The sequence below is a fragment of the Shewanella xiamenensis genome (assembly GCF_014647135.1).
Classification (GTDB): Bacteria; Pseudomonadota; Gammaproteobacteria; order Enterobacterales; family Shewanellaceae; genus Shewanella; species Shewanella xiamenensis.
This window is the reverse complement of the sequence record NZ_BMOP01000003.1, coordinates 152474-174963: the sequence shown is the minus strand read 5'-3', so window position 1 is coordinate 174963 and position 22490 is coordinate 152474. Positions and strand designations below refer to the sequence as shown.

The window sequence follows — 22490 nt, the reverse complement described above, 5'->3', positions numbered from 1 at the left end:
TATTTTGTATGATTCTGAGTTAAGCCTATTTAACAGTACGCTGCTTAGTTTAATCACAACACACTCAATACTTATCTGGCGCTTAATATTCCAGTTCACTGAGTTGTATTTTGGATTTCCAGTTTGCTTTATTTCGTACAGCTAAAACCTTTTTTGCAGAGATAAAAAAACCAGATCCTAGGATCTGGTTTTTATGGCGTTCAAACGGTAAGTTGAAGATTAGTCTTCTAAGTTACCGCAGAAACGGTAGCCTTCACCGTGAATGGTAGCGATGATTTCTGGCGTATCTGGCAAGCTTTCGAAGTGCTTACGAATACGACGGATTGTCACGTCAACAGTACGGTCGTGTGGCTTTAACTCACGGCCAGTCATCTTCATCAGTAGATCGGCACGAGTTAAGATTTTGCCTGGGTTTTCAACAAAGTGCAGCATAGCGCGGAATTCGCTACGTGGCAGTTTGTAAGATTCACCTTGTGGGCTGACGAGAGAACGGCTGTTGATCTCTAGGCTCCAATCGTTAAAACGATAGTATTCTACAGAGCTCTTTTCTTCGACTTCATTGCCTGCGCTATTAACACGAGTCAGAAGGTTGCGAGCACGAATCGTCAATTCACGAGGGTTGAACGGCTTGGTAATATAATCGTCCGCGCCAATTTCAAGTCCAAGGATTTTGTCGACTTCGTTGTCACGGCCTGTTAAGAAGATCAGACCGATGTTGTTGATTTCACGTAATTCACGTGCCAACAACAGACCGTTTTTACCTGGTAGGTTAATGTCCATAACCACGAGGTTAATTTTGTTTTCCTGCATAGCCTTATGCATTTCTGCGCCATCATTGGCCTCAGTTACCACATACCCTTCTGCCTCGAAAATACTTCTTAGCGTGTTACGGGTAACGGCTTCATCTTCAACGATCAGAATGTGCGGATTTTGCATATTAAGTACCTAAATTTTAACCAATATTCTAACCATAAGAATCACTTACATCGGATTCTTATATTCATAAAATGTTGATACTTCCACTTACTGCTCTGTGCTTCAAAGGGAAGATCTTCACGGCTACACGTCAGGATGTATATAAGTGAACGTTTAAAGTGTAATACGATAAAACGTAACCAGTATCAACTTCGATAAGCAATAGTTAAAAATAGTTCCTTAACTATTGTTTTTTTTAAAATGTTTAAATGATAAATCAAATGTAGAACACATTTTAAAAGATGTCTGGCCAGCATAAGGTGATTTCGCAGAGGAATCTAACAAACCCTTGTCAAGATTAAGCAAACTTAATGTTATCTGCTTAACTGGCCAATGACGACATTGTACTCGTTTTAGGCATTTGTTAACAAATGAAATGTTAACAAATTTCAGGCTGAGACGCTGATTTACCATGATATTTACTTTAGTCATTGATTAGTATAACTAATGTATTTTTAATTCTTGTGAGCCAGTTCACGCCTCTTTGGATTTTTTAGGCTCTCTGTTAAACTAGCGCGGGTTCATTTTTCGACTAGACTACCAATGGACAACATGACTCAAGATTTGTGGCAGCATTATCAAACGCCGTTGTTTTTGCTTACTCAAGCATTATCCTGTGATTTTTCCTTTGCTGTAATTACCGCCCATAATCCCGCTTCAACCCTCCTCACTCCCAGCCAAAACCGATTACTCGACCGCCAACTTCTGCGTGAAATTGAATTATTAGGCAGTCCCTATCGTGCACTGATTGGGGCATCGCCAGATTTATCCCATATGGAGAAGAGCTGGGCCGTGTTTATTGATCGCAGTATGGCCTTGCAGTTGGGGAAAAAGTTTAATCAATACGCTATCTACATGGTGGAACAGGGCGAGGTGAGTTTAGTGCCTTGTACTTTAGCCGGGCAAACAGAGGTGTGTTTAGGTCGATTTAACGACTATGTGCGTTTGGTTTATGAGCTACCGGACTTAGTCACCTAACCGCGATTGACGCTTTTAATCGCTCCTCTGGCTAAGCTTTGCTGCTCTCACGGCAAGGCTAGTTTGTTTTTCTTCTTTGTTAGATCTGATTGATTTTTCCCTATTCTCGTTTGGCATGAGTCGCAAACGTTTTAAATTCCCATTGTTTTTAAATGCGTTTATTGAATTTGTATATAGTGTGTGAAATTAGCATTGACTTCATTAGGGGTTTATTGCTACTTTTTTCGTCCCTTTCCGGCGGAAAGGAACAGAAGAGGAGCGTTAACTAGGTAGTCAGTCAGAGGAGCACAAACTCCAGCGATGATTGATGAGGGAGATTAACGCCGAGGCATAGATATGGTTGCTGCATGTTTATGTCGGTCGCTTAGGCTGAATCCTAACGATTGTCACCTGTAATTGGTGGAGAGCTTCTGGTGACGATTGCTGTTTCCCTTCTATTGGGGTGCGTATCATTGAGCACCAGGCTCTTCGAACGAAGTTAGTTCGGAGCGTAATCATGTTAGTTAATCAATATTTTATCCTTGTTTGTGCTGTGTCTTCTGCTTCTGCGGAGGTGCGCTAATGTCTCTTGTTGTCGCAAAGTTTGGTGGTACTTCAGTCGCCGATTACGGTGCAATGAATCGCTGCGCCGATATCGTACTGGGCAATCCCGATTGCCGTTTAGTGGTGGTTAGCGCCTCCAGTGGCGTGACGAACCTGTTGGTTGAACTGACCCAAGAGTCAATAAACGACGATGGTCGCTTACAACGATTAAAGCAAATTGCGCAGATTCAATACGCTATCTTAGATAAACTCGGTCGCCCTAACGATGTTGCTGCCGCATTAGATAAGCTGTTAAGCCGTATGGCGGTATTAAGCGAAGCGCTGGCGTCCCAGCGCAGCAAGGCCACCATGGATGAGTTATTGTCCCTTGGCGAGCAGTGTTCGTCGGCATTATTTGCGGCGGTATTGCGCGAAAAAGGCGCCAACTCAAGTGCCTTCGATGTGCGCCGTGTGTTGCGCACCGACAGCAATTTTGGCCGCGCCGAGCCACAGGTTGAGCAAATTGCTTTGCTATCGAGTGAGCATTTACTGCCGCTGTTATCTGAGCAAGTGATTGTGACTCAAGGTTTTATTGGCTCAGATGAAGTGGGGCAAACCACAACTCTCGGCCGTGGCGGTAGCGACTATTCTGCGGCACTGTTAGCCGAAGCCTTAAAAGCCTCAGCGGTTGAGATTTGGACCGATGTGGCAGGGATTTATACGACCGATCCGCGCCTCGCGCCAAATGCCCATCCGATTGCCGAAATCAGCTTTAACGAAGCCGCCGAAATGGCAACCTTTGGCGCTAAAGTATTACATCCTGCGACGATTCTTCCGGCCGTGCGCCAACAAATTCAAGTGTTTGTCGGTTCAAGCAAGGAGCCTGAAAAGGGTGGCACTTGGATCCGCCATCAGGTTGAAGATGCACCCGTGTTCCGCGCGGTGGCGCTGCGCCGCGACCAGACGCTACTCAATCTGCACAGCCTACAAATGCTGCATGCGCAGGGCTTCTTGGCTGAAACCTTTGCCACATTGGCAAGACACAAGATCAGTGTGGATTTGATCACCACCTCCGAAGTTAACGTATCGCTCACTCTAGATAAAACCGGCTCCGATTCAAGCGGACAAGGTTTATTAAGTGAAGCGTTACTGCAAGAATTATCGCAACATTGCCGCGTGCGCGTGGAGGATGGTTTAGCATTGGTGGCGATTATCGGTAATCGCATCGCTACGACTGCGGGTATTTGTCGCCGCGTGTTTGAAGTGCTCGAACCCCATAATGTGCGCATGATCTGCCAAGGTGCCAGCCCGCATAACTTGTGTGTGTTAGTGGCCGAATCCGAAGCGGCACAAGTGGTTAAAGCGTTGCACGAAAATTTGTTTGAAGGCGTTTAGTATGTTGCCGACAACATCGTCTCTGCAAATTGGGGAGCTTGCCGCAGGGCAGGCTCTGACGCTACCGATTTATCACTTCAAGCCAAGTGGTCACGTATCTGGCCCTAAAGTGTATATTCAGGCTAATGTCCATGGCGCTGAGGTGCAAGGCAATGCGGTGATTTATCAATTGATGAAGCAGTTGGAAAATTGCCACATCTTAGGGGAAATTACCTTAGTGCCCTTGGCTAATCCGCTGGGGATTAATCAAAAAAGCGGTGAGTTTACATTGGGGCGTTTTGACCCTATCACTGGCGTAAACTGGAATCGTGAGTACTTAAATCACGCGATAGATTTACCCGCTTGGTACAGCGAGCATGCCGAGCTTAGCGATAGCGAACTTATTCAAGCATATCGCAGCACCTTAATTGAAGCTTGCCAGCAGCGGTTACGTAACGATTGGGGCGTGACCACGGGCCACAGATTAGCGGTTAGCTTACAGGCTATGGCCCATGCAGCGGATATAGTGCTCGATCTGCATACAGGGCCTAAATCCTGTAAACATTTGTATTGCCCTGAATATGATATTGCCGCGGCGCAGTTTTTCACGATTCCTTACACATTGGTGATCCTCAATAGTTTTGGTGGCGCAATGGATGAGGCGGCATTTTGTCCTTGGTGGCAATTGAGTGAAGTGGCGAAAGCGCAGGGGCGGGATCTCAGTATCGCCGTTTCAGCTTTTACCTTGGAACTGGCGAGCCAAGAACGCATTTGCCTTGAGGATGCTTTAGTCGATGCTAAAGGCATTTTGGCCTATTTAAGCCATCGAGGGGTGATTGCCGAGCAAGTGGAACCCGTTAAGATGCCGCGTTTTGGCTGTTATCTTAAGGATTACAAAAAGTACCATGCGCCTATGGCGGGCTTGGTGGAATATGTGGCGCCCGTGGGAGAGCCGCTTGCGGCGGGTGAGACCTTAGTCAATCTGCTGCGACTCGACTTATATGGCAGTGCGCAGGAACTGACGGCACTCAGTTTGCCGCAGGATTGTGTGCCTATACTCCATTTTGCCTCGGCGTCGGTGCATCAAGGCACAGAGCTCTATAAAGTCATGACCAATCTGTTTGAATTGCCGTATTAACGGCAATCTGCAAAACAAAACGCCAATCTCGAGATTGGCGTTTTTTATTACAGTCTACAACCACTTAAAGCGATAGAATAGCGCCATTTGCAGGGCAACCAGCGATATTAAAATGCCGCAGAAGGTCGCAAAAGCCCATGCGTTATCCGCACCTGGAATACCGCCGATATTGACCCCAAGCAAACCGGTTAAAAAGCCCAGCGGTAAGAAAATTGCCGAGACTAAGGATAAGAAATACAAGCGCTTGTTTAGCTGCTCTGATTGCTGGCTGAGTAACTCTTCCTGGGTCACATTGGCTCGGTCGCGCAGTGCATCTAAGTCTTCAATGGTGCGAATAAGCTTATCCGTGGTTTCGCGCATCTTAAGTTTTTCGGGCTCATTAAACAGCACAAATTGATCGGACAGCATCTTAGTGAAGGCTTCTTTCTGTGGGCCTAAATAGCGGCGCAAGGCTACGGTTTGTCGGCGTAGTTCGGCAATATCAGTACGTAAATCTTTAACATTGCCAGAAACAACTTGTTCTTCTAATTCTGAAAGTTGCTCCTCTAGCGTATCGATAAAATCGACTTTACGTGTAGTCAGTTTTTCACAAATGGCGAGGAGAAAATCTCCTGTGGTGGTGGGGCCTGTGCCTTCCATGATCAGTTCAGCCACATCTTTAACCGATTGCAACTCGCGATCACAGGTGGAGATAATGCGTTGTCTATCGGCGTAAATTCGCACGGCGACCATATCTTCAGGTGCTGAGTTTGGATTTAAGTTAATACCGCGCAGTGCCAGTAATACACCTTCCCCTGCCAATACGGCTCGAGGGCGAGTATCTTGGGCGAGCAGGGCATCGGTTTCGACTTTATTAAGACCGCTGTTTAACACCCAATGGCGAGCCTTTTTGTGGCGATAACGTAGGTGTACCCAAATCAACCCGTCCTTAGGGTCCCAATTTTCAAGTTGTTCTGGGCTTAAGGTTGAGCCAGCTCGTGCGCCGCTAAGCACTATGCTATAGATAAATCCTTCGTGCATGTCACATTCCATCTCATGCTAAATCATCGGGTAAAGCTAACTGATTTTACAGTGGAAATGAAGCCTAGCGTCGTTTCCTCTCACAATAACCTCGGCGCTAGATGAGTAAATTGCTGGCCAAGCAACTTATGATGAAATAGATTAAAATTAGCCTTAGTTGTAATGTATTGAGAAGATAAAATGGAATATGAATTTCGGCGTAACAGTTTGACTGGCACGTATTTAGCCAGCTTTAGCATGGACCATGAGGTACTGGGCCAATGGTTTTCAGAAGAGTTGGGGCCTGAGTTAGCCAAAATTCAGCAAGTGCTCGATATTATCAAAGAAATTCAAACAGGTAAGCGAGTTTCTTGGCGTTTTATCGGCAAAGATATTACCTTAGATCTGGATGAGGAGCAGGCACGAATTTACGCTAATGCTTTAGGATTTGAGCAGGATTATGAACTCGAAGAGGCGATGTCCCTCTATGATGCTGAATCTGAGGCTTACTGTGGGCTAGAAGATTTAGAAGAAGCGCTACTTAGTTGGTATGAATTTGTGCAAAAAGGGCTATAACCGCTCGCTGTGAATATCAACAAATAATAAAGGCAATCTATTGATTGCCTTTATTATTTAATGGAGTAAGTCTATCACTTATCCAATATCAATTGTTCAAATATCTTACCGCCATTTCGGTTCTCGACTTGGCATTAGCTTTACGCAACAGGTTTTTGACATGCACTTTCACAGTGCCTTCACTGATGTGTAAATGCTCTGAAATCATACGATTACTTAATCCTTCCGCCAGTTGTTGCAGGATCTGTAGCTCCCTTGGGGTGAGGCTTGAAATCCATTCTTGTTCATCGGCGGCATTTTTGAGTTCATAGAGATATTCTTCAACTTCTTCGCTGATCACTCTGTGGCCTGACATGGCATTTTTGAGTTTATCGAGCAGCAAATCTGGCTCGGTATCTTTGAGTAAGTAACCGTCAGCTCCCGCACGTAATAGGCGAATAACATCTTGTTTGGCATCTGAAACTGTTAGGATCACGATTCGTGAAGTCACGCCTTCTTGGCGCATGGCATTGAGGGTATCGAGGCCAGTCATTCCCTTCATATTGAGATCGAGCAAGACGATGTCAGGTTCATCAGTTACTACGGCGCTTAAAGCATCTAAACCACTACCCACTTCACCGAAGAGGTTAAAGTCTGGATCTGAGGCGATCAATTGACAGATACCTTTACGTAAGAGAGGGTGATCATCGACCACCAGAACAGAATAAGGTTTACCCATGTGTAGGCTCCTGTTGAGAAGGGAAGATTAAAGTGACTTTGGTGCCCTGTGATAAATTGGATGTGCTATGGGGTTCAAGGGGCGAGTCTGGATTTTCTGGCTCTAGCTGTCCAGTAATTCCTTTGCGACTAGTTTGCGGATCATTGCTGCTAAATACAACCGTGCCGCCTAATTTGCTGGCACGTTCATGCATGATGCCTATGCCGAAGTGCTGATCCCGTTCTTTAATATGGCCAATGCCTACACCATCATCACTTACACTGATATTAACCATACCATGCTCATCTTTATAACAGCGAATATTGATATGGCTAGCACGGGCATGTTTGATAGCGTTGAGTGTTGCTTCTCGGGTGATCTGCAAAATATGGATATGTTGTTTCGCCTCTAGCCATTGAGGGGAAAGCTTATAATCGAGGAGGATCTTGATATCGGTTTTTGCTCTGAGCTGCTCAAGCATTGCTTCCATCGCATTCTTCAGATTGGGTTCCTTAATGGTTAATCTGAAGGTGGATAGTAACTCTCGGAGTTGTACATAGGCTGTACTAACCCCTTCGTTGATCTCTGTGAGTTGTCCCTCAATGGTAGGACTGCGGCAGCTAAGATCTAAATTTTTGCGCAGCAAGCTAATTTGGATTTTTAGGAAAGAAAGCACTTGCCCGAGTGAATCATGTAATTCCCTTGCGATAACACCACGTTCTTCCATTAGGGCTAACTGTTGTCTTTGTTCGGTAGCGTTATGAATAACGATGGAGCGAGTAAGCATAATGGCAAAGTTTTTAAACAAGGGAGTATTAATATCTTGGGTTGAGATAAGCTCTAAATAACCTAAATCAGCCTGCTCAAATTGTAGCGGAAAGCGGATGTTGTTGTGAGCGCCTTCTGGCCAGCCACCATCGGCTTCTACGACTTCGAGCTCCTGCTCAGGGTATTGGATAATCAGCCTCAAATACTCGATCGACTCATAATCTTTTAGCTGATTTAATGCTGCTTTGAGGGCCTTATAGTCCAGCTTATTGGCATTAAGTGTTAACAGAGTGTCGTATAAAAAGGCCAGTTCATTATTCGCCCGTGTCAGTGCTAAGGTTTTTTCGGCCACTTGTGACTCTAAGTTACCGTAGAGTGTGGCTAGCTCTCGCGCGGTTTTTTGCAGTGCATCGGTCAGAGCCGTGAGTTCAATATATTCGGTTTCGGGCATTTCGATTTCAAAGTTACCCTTAGAAATCGTATTGGCGGACTCCATCAATTGTTGCAAGGGTACAACGACTTTGCGTTTAGTAAAGCGCACCGCTAAAAAGGCGATAACCAGCATCAGCCCAAGCCCAAAAATTTGGCTCGCCGCGAGAAGGCGCAACTTAAAAGCGGCATGATGCTCCATCTCCAATACCAATAAATCAATAGTATCGACAAAATCCTTGAGTGAGGCGGCGTAGTCGCGGGAGTTTTCCTGCTCGATGTAATATTTCATCACTAGCCACTTATCGATAACAAGTTGATATTGCTCGGCTATTCTTTTCTGACTGAGCCAGCCTGTGGAGGGTTGTAGTGCCTCAGAATGCAGCGTATTTTCAAATTCAGTGATTTTTTCTTGGGCAGCTTCACTGCCTGAGTTGGCGTAGAACATTAGCCGGTAGCTTTGCATCCGGAGTGAACCAGAGGCGTTGATGGCTTTTGCATCCCCTAGGCTGTAAGACAAATTGATGATTGCGAAGATCGCTAGGCTGCTAGAAAGCAAAATCAGTACTAACATTAAACCCAGAATTTTTGAGGTAAGGCTTCCTCGTTTCATATGTCTTATACCTACCTTGTGACGCTTGAGCTAATGTTACTTTAGCCGTGTTTTTACATTAGAAAATAATGTATTACATTAACAAAAACATAAAAGTGTGAACAACAACACTATTACATTTTGATCTAGCGCAAATTTCGTTTCAGATACCCCCTAAGAGGTATATTTTTAGCAGTATTTAGCTACTAACTTTGACCCTGGAGATGTCGTGACTCACTAAAATAATGCAACACGGAGATGAGATGATGAAGAAGATGACAGGTAAGTCCTTTGCACTGAGTGCATTGGTTGCCGCCAGCTTCATGGCGGCGAGTGCGATGGCGAGTGATAAAACTGAGCCTCGCAATGAAGTTTATAAAGATAAATTTAAAAATCAATATAATAGCTGGCATGACACTGCAAAGAGTGAAGAGCTTGTTGATGCGTTAGCACAGGACCCGAATATGGTTATTCTGTGGGCGGGCTATGGTTTTGCTAAAGATTACAACGCACCTCGCGGCCATATGTATGCCGTGACTGATGTGCGTAATACTCTGCGTACAGGCGCTCCAGCCAATGCGGAAGATGGCCCAATGCCAATGGCCTGTTGGAGCTGTAAGAGCCCAGACGTACCTCGCTTAATCGAAGAGCAAGGTGAAGATGGTTACTTCAAAGGTAAATGGGCCAAAGGTGGTCCAGAAGTGACCAATACTATTGGCTGTGGCGATTGCCATGAAAAAGGCTCTCCAAAATTACGTATTTCTCGTCCTTATGTTGACCGTGCTATGGAGGCTATTGGCACCCCATTTGACAAAGCATCCAAGAAAGACAAGCAATCAATGGTTTGCGGTCAGTGTCACGTTGAATACTATTTCGAGAAGAAAGACGACCGTAAAGGTTTCGTGAAATTCCCTTGGGATATGGGCGTAACCGTTGAGCAAATGGAAGTTTACTATGATGGTATTGAGTTCTCTGATTGGACTCATGCACTGTCTAAAACACCAATGTTAAAAGCACAGCACCCTGAGTACGAAACTTGGAAGATGGGTATTCATGGTAAAAATAATGTCAGTTGCGTTGACTGCCATATGCCTAAAGTGACTAGCCCTGAAGGTAAGAAGTTCACTGACCATAAAGTCGGTAACCCATTCGATCGTTTCGAAGAAACCTGTGCAACTTGCCATAGCCAAACGAAAGAATTCTTAGTGGGTGTCACTAATGAGCGCAAAGCTAAAGTTAAAGAAATGAAACTTAAAGCGGAAGAGCAATTAGTGAAGGCGCACTTCGAAGCTGCTAAAGCATGGGAATTAGGTGCTACTGAAGCTGAAATGAAGCCAATTTTGACTGACATCCGCCACGCTCAATGGCGCTGGGATTTAGCCATTGCTTCGCACGGTGTTGCGGCTCACGCTCCTGAAGAAGCACTACGAGTGTTGGGTACATCTGTTAATAAAGCCGCCGATGCTCGTGTTAAGTTAGCACAGTTGTTAGCGAAAAAAGGTTTAACAGATCCTGTCGCTATCCCTGATATTTCGACTAAGGCGAAAGCTCAGGCGGTATTGGGTATGGACATGGAAAAACTGAATGCAGAGAAAGAAGCATTCAAAAAAGACATGTTACCTAAGTGGGATGCCGAAGCGAAAAAACGCGAAGCGACTTACAAGTAATTATTGTTGAATATGAGCTAACCCCTCATAGTAAAGCCCCCGCAATCGAGGTTGCGGGGGCTTTTTATTAGCGATTTTGCTCAGCCATAATTTCTTATGGGTGCTCAGATTGGTAATCTCATTTCGTTATCTTAAACGGCCCTGTTGGACGTTGAATGCAGCTTGCTCTAACGGTTTTTCTATCACTATCCCGCAGTAAAGTCCGTGACCTAACTATTCGTTGTCCTTAGGTTTGTTGCCAGTTTTCCAGCAATGTTGGTGACGCCCTGATTTACTCCTATCGATTGTTGTATCTGTAAATAACCGACTTTTTGAGACAGTTGGAGTACGAAGTTTTAGGGCATGGGAGGCTCATCCATTAAGCACATGGTTATTGATTCACTATAATCATTTCATCCCTTAGTTGTTTTTAATCAGCGTTCAACCTATGGGGTTGTAAGGTTTTTGTTATTTTTTCGGTAAAATGTCTTAAGCTTTTGATAAGAATTTCTCCTTATCCTCGAAGCTATGATTTTGGTGATTGGATAAATAAGTGCATCAGAATATGAAAAGCAATGTTAGGACGACATTTCTTCAGTTTGCAAAGGGATATTTGTTTGTTCCATGGCTCGTATTTACGGTAATTATTTTGGGGCTTGAATGGACTCATGCTGATATGCGCTTTGCCAGCCTATTATTCAATTGGCAGGGAGGTGTCAGTTCATGGCCTTTACGAGGGCATTGGCTTACCGAAAGTATCTTGCATGTGACAGGACGTAATCTGGTGATTTTGTTCGCCATAGCGGTTGTTGCTTGCATTGGCCTAAGCTTTCGACTTGAGACGTTGCGTGTTTATCGTAAAGGTTTTATCTATTTATTCTGTAGTGTTCTTGCTAGCGTGTTGTTGGTTCGATTAGGTAAGAGTTTCACTCATATGACTTGCCCTTGGGATGTCATTGAATTTGGTGGGCGTATGATGCATCGCTCTCTGTTTGCACGCTTACCAGAAGGGGCTGAGTTTGGTCAGTGCTTTCCTGGAGGACATTCTAGTAGCGGTTTTGCTTGGGTCGCGAGTTATTATGTGCTCAAGGAGTACTATCCACGTTACGCAAAGTTTGGCTTACTCTTTGGGATTGGATTAGGGGCTATTTTTGGTTTTGCCCAAGAACTGCGCGGTGCTCATTTTTTAAGTCATGACTTATGGAGTTTGGCGATTGCGTGGACCTCAGCAAGCCTGCTTTATTATAGTTTTTTCCTACGTGTTCCTAAGGTTAAAAACAGTAAAGTCGCGAACAAAGTCAGCCTTATCGATACTAAAGTTTTCGAAAAAGGCATCTCTAAGTGATTATATGGGTTAACTTTTCAATTAGAACCTAAATTGAAAACGGATATCTCCATGGCGCAGACGTAAACTTTCGTCCAGAAGATGGTTCTTCTCATTCAATAAAATATTTTTTTGCCTTAGTAATTCGGCTTTGTCGGTGAGATTATTTAGTTTGTTGTTGATACTGCTAATCTCGCTGTCGATAGCATTTAAGCGGTCGGCGATTTCTGCTAAACGTTTATTAATCAGATATTGTTCATGTCCTTGATTGTAGCGTTCAACAAATTGATTGTTATTACAGACGCCGTAGTAATATTCTCCCGCCAAACCAATACGGTAACCATTTTCTGGCAAACAATAACTCATTAATCCTTGTTGATATCCTTGCTGCCATTGCGTCGCATCAACCTTGAGATTAAATTCACGGCAGTCCTGTTGATATTGGTTGAGCCTACTCGCTGCAGCACCGCGGTTACCATCGGCTAAGCCAGTGGCGTACCAGTCATTATCACGGCATTCTTCGAGTGAAAGACTCGTGCATTGAGTGAGGGAGAGGGCTGTCAGAGCGAGTGCAAAGTTTAGGTATCGCATTTTATTATCAAAAGAGTTGCAAAAGTGGTATCAGCATAAAGCTTAGTACTGGGGAGATCTAGCGCTATATTTCGCCCTTTGTGCGGTTATTTAGCAGCACCAAGCTGGCTTGGTTACCCTATCTTTATCACAACATACTCGGTGGATAGTGCTAACGGGTTGAGTTTGTGATAATTTAATACTTTCAATAGCTTGGGGTAACACTTTGGCGATATTCCCTCATTTTTGCTCAAATAGGCATTGATACCCCATAACAAACGTGGAAAACCATTTTAAGAGTATTCTTAAGGTGGTTAATGCTTGGGTAACGGCTTAAAGTCGCCGTCACTTACGGCAGAGTGATCTCGTTGTGTGTTTAATGGTTGTGGGATTTAACATGTTGCTGATGAAGCGAGCAAGTATTTGTTTGGGGCAATCAAGGAGATAATGTGCCGTTCTCTGCAAATGTATTGGCTTTAAATCTACCATTTTTTGCTCTTGTGTTCCTATGCTAGGTGCTTTAGTTTTTACTGAAGTCGGGTATGCTTACCCTCATTTTGTTATTCATTATTGGTAGAAGGCTGCTTTATATATGAAGATTTGCCCGGCACATTCCATCTTAGGCCTAACTAAGGTATAAGGTCGGTATGAAAACTCCTAAACGAATCCAACCTCTGGTTGATGAAGGACTGGTTGATGAAGTCATCAGCCAGTTAATGAGCGGTAAAGAAGCTACTGTGTACGTTGTGCGCTGTGGTGAAGATATTCGCTGCGCTAAAGTTTACAAGGAAGCGGACAAACGTAGTTTTAAGCAGGCGGTGGTTTACCAAGAGGGGCGCAAAGTCCGAAATAGCCGTCGCGCTCGCGCAATGGAAAAAGGCTCTAAATTTGGCCGTGAGCAAATGGAAGAAGTCTGGCAAAACGCTGAGGTAGATGCATTGTTTCGCTTGGCCGATGCCGGAGTGCGAGTGCCAACGCCTTACGGTTGCTACGATGGTGTGTTACTCATGGAATTAGTCACCGATAGTGAAGGTCATGTTGCGCCTCGCCTTAATGATGTCAGCCTTAGCGCTGAGAAAGCTATACATGACCACGCTTTAGTGATGACTTATGTCAAACGTATGCTTTGCGCAGGCTTAGTCCATGGTGACTTGTCCGAATTTAATGTCCTAGTCGATGATCAAGGCCCTGTCATTATTGATTTACCCCAAGCGGTAGATGCGGCAGCGAATAATCATGCTAAATGGATGTTGGAGCGGGATGTCAATAACATGACGCAATATTATGGCCAGTACGCACCTGAATTGCTCAAGACTCAATACGCGAAAGAAATGTGGGCCTTATTTGAGGCGGGTCAGTTAAAGCCTGATACGCAGTTAACAGGTCATTTTACTGAAGTATTAGTCGATGCCGACGTCAGTTCTGTCTTGGATGAAATTCAAGCTGCCTATGAAGAGGCTCAGGAGCGCAAGCAGCGACTTCAAGAAGCCAATGAAGATTATTAGTAGAATATTCTTCAATAAAATAGACGCCTTATGAGCGTCTTTTTTATTGGAATTAATTGCCTGGTGCGAGTGTTAAAGCCTGTGGCATTGCCATCCTTGGCACAGGCGTTATGCCCCTTCCTTTCCATTGAACCACTCAATAAAAGGACAAGACCAAAGGGAGAAATATGTTGATGGGCCACAGAGCACTATCGACATATTAATCTTTGGGGGAGACAACTCCCTCGAGCCTTGCCGAAACCTTCCCAATAACACAGCCATCCGTGGCGCGCTATCCTAGTCTAGCGCTGGATCGTCATTGATCCGTGAATAAAAGGACAAGACCCGAGAGGGTAATATGTTCATGACTTGGGGGAGCACAATTCACATATTTGATCTTTGGGGGAGATAGCTCCCTCTAAAGCCTTGTCAAAACCTGCCTCTTTTTCTCTTGCAACACGTTGAGTGTTAAGTTGACAGAGTCGGACAGTAAACAGCACAGTTATTATTGTTATTTTGTACGATTTATATCTTAGGTCGTTGGGGAGCGATAATAGATACCCATCCGACTCTGTCTAAACTGTTATTTATTGCTAATCCAATTAATTGGATGACAAGGCCGGACGTAAAAGGGCGCTGTTATTATTGTTTTTAGCACAACTTTCATATCGCGTTAGACCTACAGGGCAATATGCAATGGGGTCCGGCCTTGTCTATAAGGGCACTGGGCGAGGTTACCTCAACCTATATCGTGCGTAATTCACTGTTTAGTTGCTTAATACGTTTCTGCAGCTGGGCAATTTCATTTATTAAGGCGCATTCACGTTGCTGCGGCTGTTGCTCACTTTCCCTTACCCACTGGTAAACCGCTTTAGCCGAAAGACCATACTGTCGTGCGACATCAGAGAGTAATCTGCCTTTGACTTTTACTTCAAAAATAACGTCAGGTTTAAGATTATGATTGACGATTCCCATGGCCTATCCCTTTTCACTTTATGCTATCTGTATACGCTTTAACGGGTTCTTTGGGGGTATTCCTTCATGATTGTTGGCGCTGCTCTATATCCCACTGACTATGTCCTATATGGCGCAGGGACAACCATTCGTGGTGACAATGACTAATAAGTTTCATCAGATGTTTCATCTCTTCCTCCTCAATCCACTTAGGGATTGTGCTTCGATTAACATGCCTCACAACGGGCACTTAGATTAACGTCCATTGATGTCAAACAGCTTACTTAGGTATCGAGTGAGTTACGCTTGGGGTCTCTACTCTTCTACCTATTTATTAGTATGTAAAATTCGTGCCAATTTTTTAATATATAAATTAATGTTTAAAATCAATTGATTGTGTTTGTGTTTCAAACGGTTAGTTTTAGAAGTTATGTCAGAAACGGTGCAGCTTGCACTATTTCAGTGCTTTTACTCTAAATGTTGCATGAATAAGCCAAAGATGTTTTTGTTTGGTGTTTTTTGCGATTAAATTACTCATAAACTGAGCAAAGAAACGATTAAAGATTGTCTCGAAAGAGAATGCTTATATACTGCGATTTTTTCATGGTGTTTTTGGCGATTTACCACGCCCTTTGCCTTTCAAAGGCAAATCTCATCAATCATGTTATGAGGTCATAATGATGAAGCCTTCTCTGATTAAATCATTGCCAGCATCTAAGCTTGCTATTGTGGTTATGGCTAGCGCCTTGATTGCGTCAGGCTGTTCGACTGTCAACCCCTATACCAACGAACAACAAACGGCAAAAGCGACTACGGGGGCGCTAATTGGTGCAGTTGCTGGAGCTGCCGTTGGTGTAGCCTCGTCAAGTAAGAGTGACCGCGGTAAAGGAGCTTTAATTGGTGCAGCCTCTGGCGCCGCCCTAGGTGGTGGTATTGGCTACTACATGGATGTACAAGAAACCAAATTACGTCAACAACTCGCTTCCACGGGAGTTAGCGTAACTCGCAGTGGTGACAATATTATTCTTAATATGCCAAATGAAGTGACTTTTGGTGTGGATCAAACCGAGCTGAGTGAGGGTGCTAAGCGGGTACTGAACTCTGTTGCGCTGGTGGCGAAGGAGTATAGTAAGACCCAACTTAACGTGTTGGGTTATACCGACAGCAGCGGCTCAGATTCATACAATTTACGTTTATCGCAGGTACGAGCCAGCGAAGTAGGGAACTACTTGATGAGTAAAGGCGTGGCTTCCGCTCGCGTAAAGTCTAAGGGAATGGGTGAATCGAGTCCAATCGCATCCAATGCTAGTGCCGAGGGACGCGCGCAAAACCGTCGTGTGGAGATAGTGTTGACCCCAACGGGTCAATAATCATTCATCAAGGTTAAAGTCGCCTGCGGGCGACTTTTTATTTTATCGTAAGGGACAAATTGTCCTTCCGTTATCTATCTTGAGTGATCTTGTCCGCAATCATCTCTATTGGGGCTTATCAGGCGAGTATTCGACTTGATCCTGCCGGTATTTTCCCGTTTTGTATGTAGTTAGTTAAATTAGGATAACTATTTCGCAGAGCCAAAGGAGAGCAATTATGGCAAAACAGGGCTTAGTACTGGCATTCAGTTTAGGGACTACAGTGATGGCAGGGATGGTACAAGGTGCGCCAATGAACACTGAGGCGACAGCCCCTATTGAACTAAGAGCCGCGGGCAGTTTAAAGGCGGCGATGAACGATATTATTGCGGCTTACCAAGCGAAATCCCAAGCTAATGTGGCAGCGCAGTATGCGCCTTCGGGTTTATTGCTTAAGCGGATCCAAGAGGGGGAGCGAGTTGATATTTTTGCCTCGGCGAATATGAAACACCCGCAGGCCTTAGTCGATGCGGGAGTGGGTCTACAGGTGCAAATGTTTGCCCGTAACCAGCTCTGCGCCATTGCTCAAGCGGAAGTGCCACTCACTAGCGCGAACTTATTAGACACCCTGCTCGCGTCGCAAATTAAGCTTGGGACTTCGACGCCAAAAGCCGATCCCGCTGGCGACTACGCTTGGGCAGTGTTTGCGAAAGCCGAGGCCTTAAAACCCAATGCGAAAACTATATTAGAAACCAAAGCCATGCAGCTGACGGGTGGGCCTGAGAGTGCTAAACCGCCCAAGGATCGTAATCCCTATGCTTGGGTGATGGAAAACAAGCAGGCAGACGTATTCTTAACCTATTGCACTAATGCGGTGCTGGCACAAAAAGAAGTGCCGAGCCTTAAGATTGTCGATTTACCGCCAGATTTAGCCGTTGGTGCCGACTATGGCCTATTGGTGTTAAAGGATGCCAATAGTGCAGCCGCACCTTTAGCCGAGTTTATTTTATCCCCTGAAGGACAGGCAATTTTGAGCAGTTATGGTTTTCAGCCGCCTAAAAAATAATGTCTAATGGACTCATTAAAAATGGCGCGAAATAGCGCCATTTTTGTTGCTCGCTTTGGCAAGGCTTAGACCAGTGCTAGTGCATTAAATACAAAGTCGCTAATCCGAGAAAGGCAAACAGACCTATCACATCGGTGACTGTGGTGAGCACCATGCCGCCCGCCAACGCCGGATCTACTTTTAAGCGCTTTAAGATCAGCGGAATACTGGCGCCTGCTAGTCCTGCGACTGTCATATTGATGAGCATTGCACCGCCAATCAGGCTGGCAAGCGCCATATCATCTTTCCAAACTAATACCGCGATAAACACTAACATCGACCACATGAGGCCGTTCAAAAAGCCAATAGCGAGCTCTTTGCCTATCAGCCAGCGGGCATTACTTTGGCCAATATGGCCTAGGGCAATCCCGCGGATCACTAGGGCCAAGGTTTGATTACCTGCGACGCCGCCCATGCTCGGTACAATCGTCATTAAAATCGCAATCGTGGCAAACTGTTCAATAGTGCCCTCAAACATATTGCTGACAGAGGCCGCCAGCAGAGCCGCAAATAGGTTGATAGTGAGCCAGAGCGAACGGCGGAAGGTACTTTTGAGTACTGGGGCGAAGGTGTCTTCATCATCGTCCATCCCCGCCATCCCCATCATAGAGTGCTCGGCGTCCTCACGGATAACATCCACCACGTCATCGATGGTGATCCGGCCGAGCAACTTGCCCTCACTATCGACCACGGGCGCTGACACCCAGTCATGGCGCTCGAACAGTTGCGCCACTTCACTGTCGGACATGCCCACGGGAATGCTCTCGATATCGGTATCGATAATGCTGCTGATATGAGTATTGGGATCGCAGGTGAGCAGATCCGCAAGTTTGACCCCACCAAGCACGCGATCGTGTTTATCCACCACGTATAAAGTATCGGTAGTGTCGGGCAGGTTGCCCCGTTGGCGCAGATAACGCAGTACCACATCGATATTGACATCGGGTCTTAAGGTTACTGTGTCGGTGTTCATTAAGCTGCCTGCGGTCTCATCGGGATAAGAGAGCGCTTGCTCGACTCGCTGCCGGTTTTGCAGACTCATCGACTGTAATACTTGTTTATACACAGTATCTGGTAGGCTTCGCAGAATATAAGCCAGATCGTCCGTATCCATGCTGGCGGTAGCCTTGGCGACTCGCTCTGGACTCATAGTGCTGATCAGCGGGTCTTTTAACTCTTCGCTGAGTTCATCGAGAATATCCCCGAGCTGATCTTGATCGACGAGTTGCCATAACACTTGCCGAGCCTTGGGAGGTGACGATTCTAAAATCAATGCGATATCTGACGGCGCCATATTTTGTAGCATTTGCCTGACATGCACAAACATACCACTGTTGAGGGCTTGACTCAGTTGGTCGAGACGGTGTTCGGCTTGTAAACTGTCTGAGGCTTCTACAGGCATGTTTCCTCCATGGCGGCGGTGGATGGGTTGGCGTTTAGCTATTGAGGACTTAAGCCAAAGCGCAGCAGTACATTGTAATTTAGCGCACGGGAGGGCGTCGAGTCACAAATGTGTTTTACTGGTATAAGGTGCTGAAATCAAAACCAAACAGGATACTGAATACCGGCAGGGATCATCGAGATGATACCATCAGCAGGCTTCGTCAAACTTAGCGTCGATAAGGGCACAAATGGCATTAAGTGCAGGCTCGGCATCCGGGCCTTCGGCGATGAGGGTGATGGTTTTACCCATGCCCGTCTCGAGCATGAGTAGACCCAATACACTGGCAGCAGAGGCCTGTTTTTCACCTTGGATCAGCGTAATGCTGGCATCAAACTCAGAGGCCAATACCACGAGCTTTGTGGCGGCACGGGCATGTAAGCCGAGTTTATTGCAGATGGTGACTTGGCGCTCAAGTTTTGGCATGGCTCAACTCTCGATGGCGCGCATTGACTTTATGTTTGCCATTACTAAAACGTTTAGCTAGTTGCTCGGCTACATAGACTGAGCGGTGTTGGCCACCTGTGCAACCAATCGCAATCGTGAGATAGCTACGATTATTGCGCTCTAAATGGGGCAACCAGGTTTCGAGCAAATTCTCGATTTGCCAGATGAACTTATTCACCAGTGGCTGGCGATTTAAAAACTCCGCTACGGGTTCATCTAAACCGGTGAGAGGTCTAAGCTCCGGTTCCCAATGGGGATTTGGCAAAAAGCGCACATCAAACATAAAGTCAGCTTCGGTCGGCATACCATGCTTAAAACCGAAGGACTCGAAGTTGATCACCAGTTCCTTATCGACACTGCCAAGGAGTATTTGCCGCACTTGGTCGCTGAGTTCATAGATATTCAGATTCGAGGTATCTATATAGTGATCCATCTGCTGTGACAGGGGCTCGAGCAATTTGCCTTCAAGCTTGATGGCTTCTTGCAGTGACACTCGGCTCTTCGATAAGGGATGTAAGCGCCGCGTTTCGCTGTAGCGTTTGAGCAACACTTTATCGCTGGAGTTTAAGAAGAAGCTGGTGAGTTCAGTGCCCTCTGGCAGGCTGGCAAGCTGTTTAACCAGCACTTTGTCTTGCTCTGGTAAATTACGCACGTCAACACTGATAGCAACGAGATCGTTACTGCCTTTGAGCTGTTCAAGCAAACTGCCAATCAAAGGCAAAGGCAAATTATCGACACAATAGTAGCCGAGATCTTCAAGCACTCTAAGTGCGACCGATTTGCCTGAGCCTGAACGCCCTGACACTATGACCAGTTTCATCCAATGATTACCTGATAGAGTTCCGTTTCATCATGCGTCTTGCGCAATTGTTTTAATATTTGCTTGTCACTGAGCTTTTCAGCCATGCATGACAAGGTACTTAGGTGCTGCTGACATTGGTCGGCAGGCACGAGTAGTGCAAATAAAATATCGACGGGTTGTTTATCGATAGCATCAAAGGCTATCGGCTCCTCACATTTTATCAATATCGCTATGGGTTGTGTTATATCGGTTAATCGACCATGTGGAATGGCGATACCGTTACCTATACCTGTGCTACCCATCTTTTCGCGCGCCACGAGGCTTTCGAAGATCTCTTGAGATGAGAGGGTGGGGTACTGGGCAGCGGCTAAGTCGCTGATGAGTTCCAGTACCTTTTTCTTACTGCCCGGAGTGGCGCAGGTTGTGCACTCCGGCCGCAGTATGGTACGAAGTTCCATTGCTAGTGTTTTGTTAACTTCTCTTTGTGTTTAATAACCTGACGATCAAGTTTATCAATCAGGACGTCTATGGCAGCATACATATCTGCATGCTCTGAAGTCGCGAAGACTTCACCACCGGTGAGGTTGATTCTCGCTTCGGCAATCTGTTGCATTTTCTCAACATTGAGCACAACGTGCACATTATTGATCTGTTCGAAATGACGTTCAAGTTTTGAAAACTTTTCCTCAACATATGCCCGTAACGATTCAGTAATCTCGATATGGTGTCCACTTAGGTTTATTTGCATAGAAACGTCCTCCGATACTCACAATAGGCTATAAACTTTTACGCTGATTGGAAGGGGGAATAAGCATCGCTTCTCGGTACTTCGCAATGGTTCTGCGCGCAACGTTAATTCCCTGTTCTGCCAGAAGTTGAGCCATCTTGCTGTCGCTTAATGGTTTTTTCTGGTTTTCCGCTGCAACCAATTTCTTAATGAAAGCTCTGATTGCTGTGGATGAGCACTCACCGCCATCATCCGTCCCGACGTGGCTTGAGAAGAAATATTTTAGTTCAAAAAGTCCTTTTGGGGTATGCATGTATTTTTGAGTCGTCACCCGTGAAATGGTGGACTCATGCATTTCTACCGCTTCGGCGATATCGTTAAGGACCATAGGTTTCATGGCTTCTTCGCCATATTCGAAGAAACCCTGTTGGTATTGCACTATGCAGTTTGCCACCTTGAGCAGTGTTTCGTTACGGCTTTCAAGGCTTTTGATAAACCATTTAGCCTCTTGCAGATGGCCACGAATAAATTGGCTATCAGCTTGATTTTTTGAACTTCGGGCCATTGCTGCATATTGCTGATTTACGTTGATTTTTGGCATGCAGTCAGGGTTTAATTCGACCACCCAACGGCCGTTTTTCTTCGACACCGATACATCGGGGATCACATATTCTTCATCGACAGGGGTGATGAGTAAACCGGGACGAGGATTCAAGGTTTGGATCAGCGCAATACTGTCCCTTAACTCGTCCTCTTTCAGTTTGGTCTTACGCATTAACAGCCTAAAGTCGCGAGCGGCGATCAGATCTAAATGATCTTTGATCAACATGCGGGCGTTTTCGATGTGAGGGGTATCAGGCGAAAAATGAGATAGCTGGATCAGTAAACATTCGCTTAAATCCCTTGCCGCGACACCAACGGGGTCGAAATGTTGAATACGCTTGAGCACGGCTTCAACTTCGTCGAGTTCAATCTCGGGATTGCCCATGGCTTCGAGGATATCTTCAGTGCTTTGAGTGAGATAACCTTGATCGTCAATGGCATCAATAATCGCGGTGGCAATGGCTAAATCGGTTTCAGAGAAAGGTGTGAGGTTTTTTTGCCATTCTAAATGTTCGTACAACCCCTCGCTAGTTTCCCCTTGGAAGGGCATGTCATCTTCACGGCTGGCGCCAGAACCTGAGTTTGGCGATGCGGTAAATACTTCATCCCAAGTGGTATCCATGGGTAACTCTTCGGGCAGAGATTCTTTGGTCAGCGACTCGGCAATATCCACGGTGGAATTATCTTGTTCCTGTGGTTGGGCAGTCGTTTCGCTAAAGTCGGTATCGGCGATATCTTGCTTACGTTCGGTAGGCGCGTCAAATTGCTCCTCTTCCAGCTCGAGAAGAGGATTAGAGTCTAAGGCTTGCTGGATTTCTTGTTGCAGTTCCAATGACGACAATTGCAGCAGGCGAATGGCCTGCTGAAGTTGTGGCGTCATGGTTAACTGTTGACCCAGTTTGAGCTGGAGTGACGCTTTCATGTTACCGCTGATCCCTAGGTTATTATTGTGAGTTTAGGTCGCTTGATATCATATGGATGGAGCCTAGC

The 22490-nt window shown here is 45.5% G+C and carries 21 protein-coding genes and 1 riboswitch; of the genes, 9 read left to right on the top strand and 12 right to left on the bottom strand.

The window, feature by feature from the left end; all coding sequences use genetic code 11:
- Positions 1-219: 219 nt before the first annotated feature.
- Entirely contained in the window at positions 220-936 is a 717-nt protein-coding gene (gene arcA / locus IEY09_RS03975) for a two-component system response regulator ArcA (RefSeq protein ID WP_007644695.1), read from the bottom strand.
- Positions 937-1518: 582 nt separating this feature from the next.
- On the opposite strand from arcA, the gene IEY09_RS03970 reads away from it, so the two are divergent.
- The 3 genes from IEY09_RS03970 (at position 1519) to IEY09_RS03960 (ending at position 4987) form a co-directional block, all read left to right on the top strand.
- Complete coding sequence (locus tag IEY09_RS03970; RefSeq protein ID WP_037430123.1) at positions 1519-1953, top strand: DUF3293 domain-containing protein; 435 nt, start codon at positions 1519-1521, stop codon at positions 1951-1953.
- A gap of 243 nt (positions 1954-2196) precedes the next feature.
- Positions 2197-2371, top strand: a riboswitch (Lysine riboswitch).
- A gap of 143 nt (positions 2372-2514) precedes the next feature.
- A complete protein-coding gene (gene lysC / locus IEY09_RS03965; RefSeq protein WP_188869921.1) occupies positions 2515-3870 on the top strand; it encodes a lysine-sensitive aspartokinase 3 in 1356 nt (451 codons plus the stop codon).
- 1 nt (position 3871) lies between these two features.
- Positions 3872-4987 (top strand): succinylglutamate desuccinylase/aspartoacylase family protein, encoded by a 1116-nt coding sequence (locus IEY09_RS03960; protein WP_188869919.1) that lies wholly within the window; start codon positions 3872-3874, stop codon positions 4985-4987.
- Positions 4988-5041: 54 nt separating this feature from the next.
- On the opposite strand, the gene IEY09_RS03955 is transcribed toward IEY09_RS03960, so the two are convergent.
- On the bottom strand, positions 5042-6007 hold the full coding sequence (locus IEY09_RS03955) for a zinc transporter ZntB (RefSeq protein WP_037421970.1): 966 nt from the start codon (positions 6005-6007) through the stop codon (positions 5042-5044).
- A gap of 180 nt (positions 6008-6187) precedes the next feature.
- Between IEY09_RS03955 and IEY09_RS03950 the strand changes: the two genes are divergently transcribed.
- Complete coding sequence (locus IEY09_RS03950) at positions 6188-6562, top strand: YacL family protein (protein WP_037421973.1); 375 nt, start codon at positions 6188-6190, stop codon at positions 6560-6562.
- A gap of 88 nt (positions 6563-6650) precedes the next feature.
- On the opposite strand, the gene IEY09_RS03945 is transcribed toward IEY09_RS03950, so the two are convergent.
- Positions 6651-7280 (bottom strand): response regulator, encoded by a 630-nt coding sequence (locus IEY09_RS03945; RefSeq protein WP_037421976.1) that lies wholly within the window; start codon positions 7278-7280, stop codon positions 6651-6653.
- Positions 7273-9069: a nitrate/nitrite two-component system sensor histidine kinase NarQ gene (gene narQ / locus IEY09_RS03940; protein WP_188869917.1), complete on the bottom strand. Its 1797-nt coding sequence runs from the start codon at positions 9067-9069 to the stop codon at positions 7273-7275. The genes IEY09_RS03945 and narQ overlap by 8 nt, the downstream gene beginning before the upstream one ends.
- Positions 9070-9311: 242 nt before the next feature.
- Between narQ and nrfA the strand changes: the two genes are divergently transcribed.
- Entirely contained in the window at positions 9312-10715 is a 1404-nt protein-coding gene (gene nrfA, locus IEY09_RS03935) for an ammonia-forming nitrite reductase cytochrome c552 subunit (RefSeq protein ID WP_037421983.1), read from the top strand.
- 544 nt (positions 10716-11259) lie between these two features.
- The gene (locus IEY09_RS03930) at positions 11260-12039 is read left to right on the top strand and encodes a phosphatase PAP2 family protein (RefSeq protein ID WP_188870086.1); all 780 of its coding nucleotides are present in this window, start codon (positions 11260-11262) and stop codon (positions 12037-12039) included.
- 21 nt (positions 12040-12060) lie between these two features.
- Here IEY09_RS03930 and IEY09_RS03925 read toward each other — a convergent pair whose 3' ends face one another.
- Entirely contained in the window at positions 12061-12609 is a 549-nt protein-coding gene (locus IEY09_RS03925; RefSeq protein ID WP_037430136.1) for a DUF2799 domain-containing protein, read from the bottom strand.
- Positions 12610-13235: 626 nt separating this feature from the next.
- Here IEY09_RS03925 and IEY09_RS03920 point away from each other — a divergent pair.
- Positions 13236-14093 carry a PA4780 family RIO1-like protein kinase gene (locus IEY09_RS03920; protein ID WP_037421993.1) on the top strand — a complete coding sequence of 286 codons (858 nt, stop codon included), beginning with the start codon at positions 13236-13238 and terminating at the stop codon, positions 14091-14093.
- A 723-nt stretch (positions 14094-14816) separates the two neighbouring features.
- Here IEY09_RS03920 and IEY09_RS03915 read toward each other — a convergent pair.
- Positions 14817-15047 carry a transposase gene (locus IEY09_RS03915; RefSeq protein ID WP_037421997.1) on the bottom strand — a complete coding sequence of 77 codons (231 nt, stop codon included), beginning with the start codon at positions 15045-15047 and terminating at the stop codon, positions 14817-14819.
- Positions 15048-15703: 656 nt separating this feature from the next.
- On the opposite strand from IEY09_RS03915, the gene IEY09_RS03910 reads away from it, so the two are divergent.
- Both IEY09_RS03910 and IEY09_RS03905 read left to right on the top strand, forming a co-directional pair.
- Positions 15704-16396, top strand: coding sequence for a YiaD family glycine zipper/OmpA-like lipoprotein (locus tag IEY09_RS03910; RefSeq protein ID WP_037430137.1), 693 nt, complete (start codon positions 15704-15706; stop codon positions 16394-16396).
- A gap of 217 nt (positions 16397-16613) precedes the next feature.
- Positions 16614-17441, top strand: a complete 828-nt coding sequence (locus tag IEY09_RS03905; protein ID WP_188869915.1) for a molybdate ABC transporter substrate-binding protein — start codon at positions 16614-16616, stop codon at positions 17439-17441.
- Between the two features lie 76 nt (positions 17442-17517).
- Here the strand turns inward: IEY09_RS03905 and mgtE are convergent, their stop codons facing one another.
- The 6 genes from mgtE to IEY09_RS03875 all read right to left on the bottom strand — a co-directional run bounded on the left by mgtE (position 17518) and on the right by IEY09_RS03875 (position 22422).
- Positions 17518-18882, bottom strand: coding sequence for a magnesium transporter (gene mgtE, locus IEY09_RS03900; protein WP_037431332.1), 1365 nt, complete (start codon positions 18880-18882; stop codon positions 17518-17520).
- 189 nt (positions 18883-19071) lie between these two features.
- Positions 19072-19347, bottom strand: coding sequence for an HPr family phosphocarrier protein (locus IEY09_RS03895; RefSeq protein WP_011627201.1), 276 nt, complete (start codon positions 19345-19347; stop codon positions 19072-19074).
- The gene (gene rapZ / locus IEY09_RS03890) at positions 19334-20188 is read right to left on the bottom strand and encodes an RNase adapter RapZ (RefSeq protein WP_188869914.1); all 855 of its coding nucleotides are present in this window, start codon (positions 20186-20188) and stop codon (positions 19334-19336) included. The genes IEY09_RS03895 and rapZ overlap by 14 nt, the downstream gene beginning before the upstream one ends.
- Positions 20185-20628, bottom strand: a complete 444-nt coding sequence (ptsN, locus tag IEY09_RS03885; RefSeq protein WP_037422014.1) for a PTS IIA-like nitrogen regulatory protein PtsN — start codon at positions 20626-20628, stop codon at positions 20185-20187. Before ptsN ends, rapZ begins: the two co-directional genes overlap by 4 nt.
- A gap of 2 nt (positions 20629-20630) precedes the next feature.
- Positions 20631-20918, bottom strand: a complete 288-nt coding sequence (hpf, locus tag IEY09_RS03880) for a ribosome hibernation promoting factor (RefSeq protein ID WP_007650503.1) — start codon at positions 20916-20918, stop codon at positions 20631-20633.
- A 28-nt stretch (positions 20919-20946) separates the two neighbouring features.
- On the bottom strand, positions 20947-22422 hold the full coding sequence (locus tag IEY09_RS03875) for an RNA polymerase factor sigma-54 (protein WP_188869913.1): 1476 nt from the start codon (positions 22420-22422) through the stop codon (positions 20947-20949).
- Positions 22423-22490: the final 68 nt, after the last annotated feature.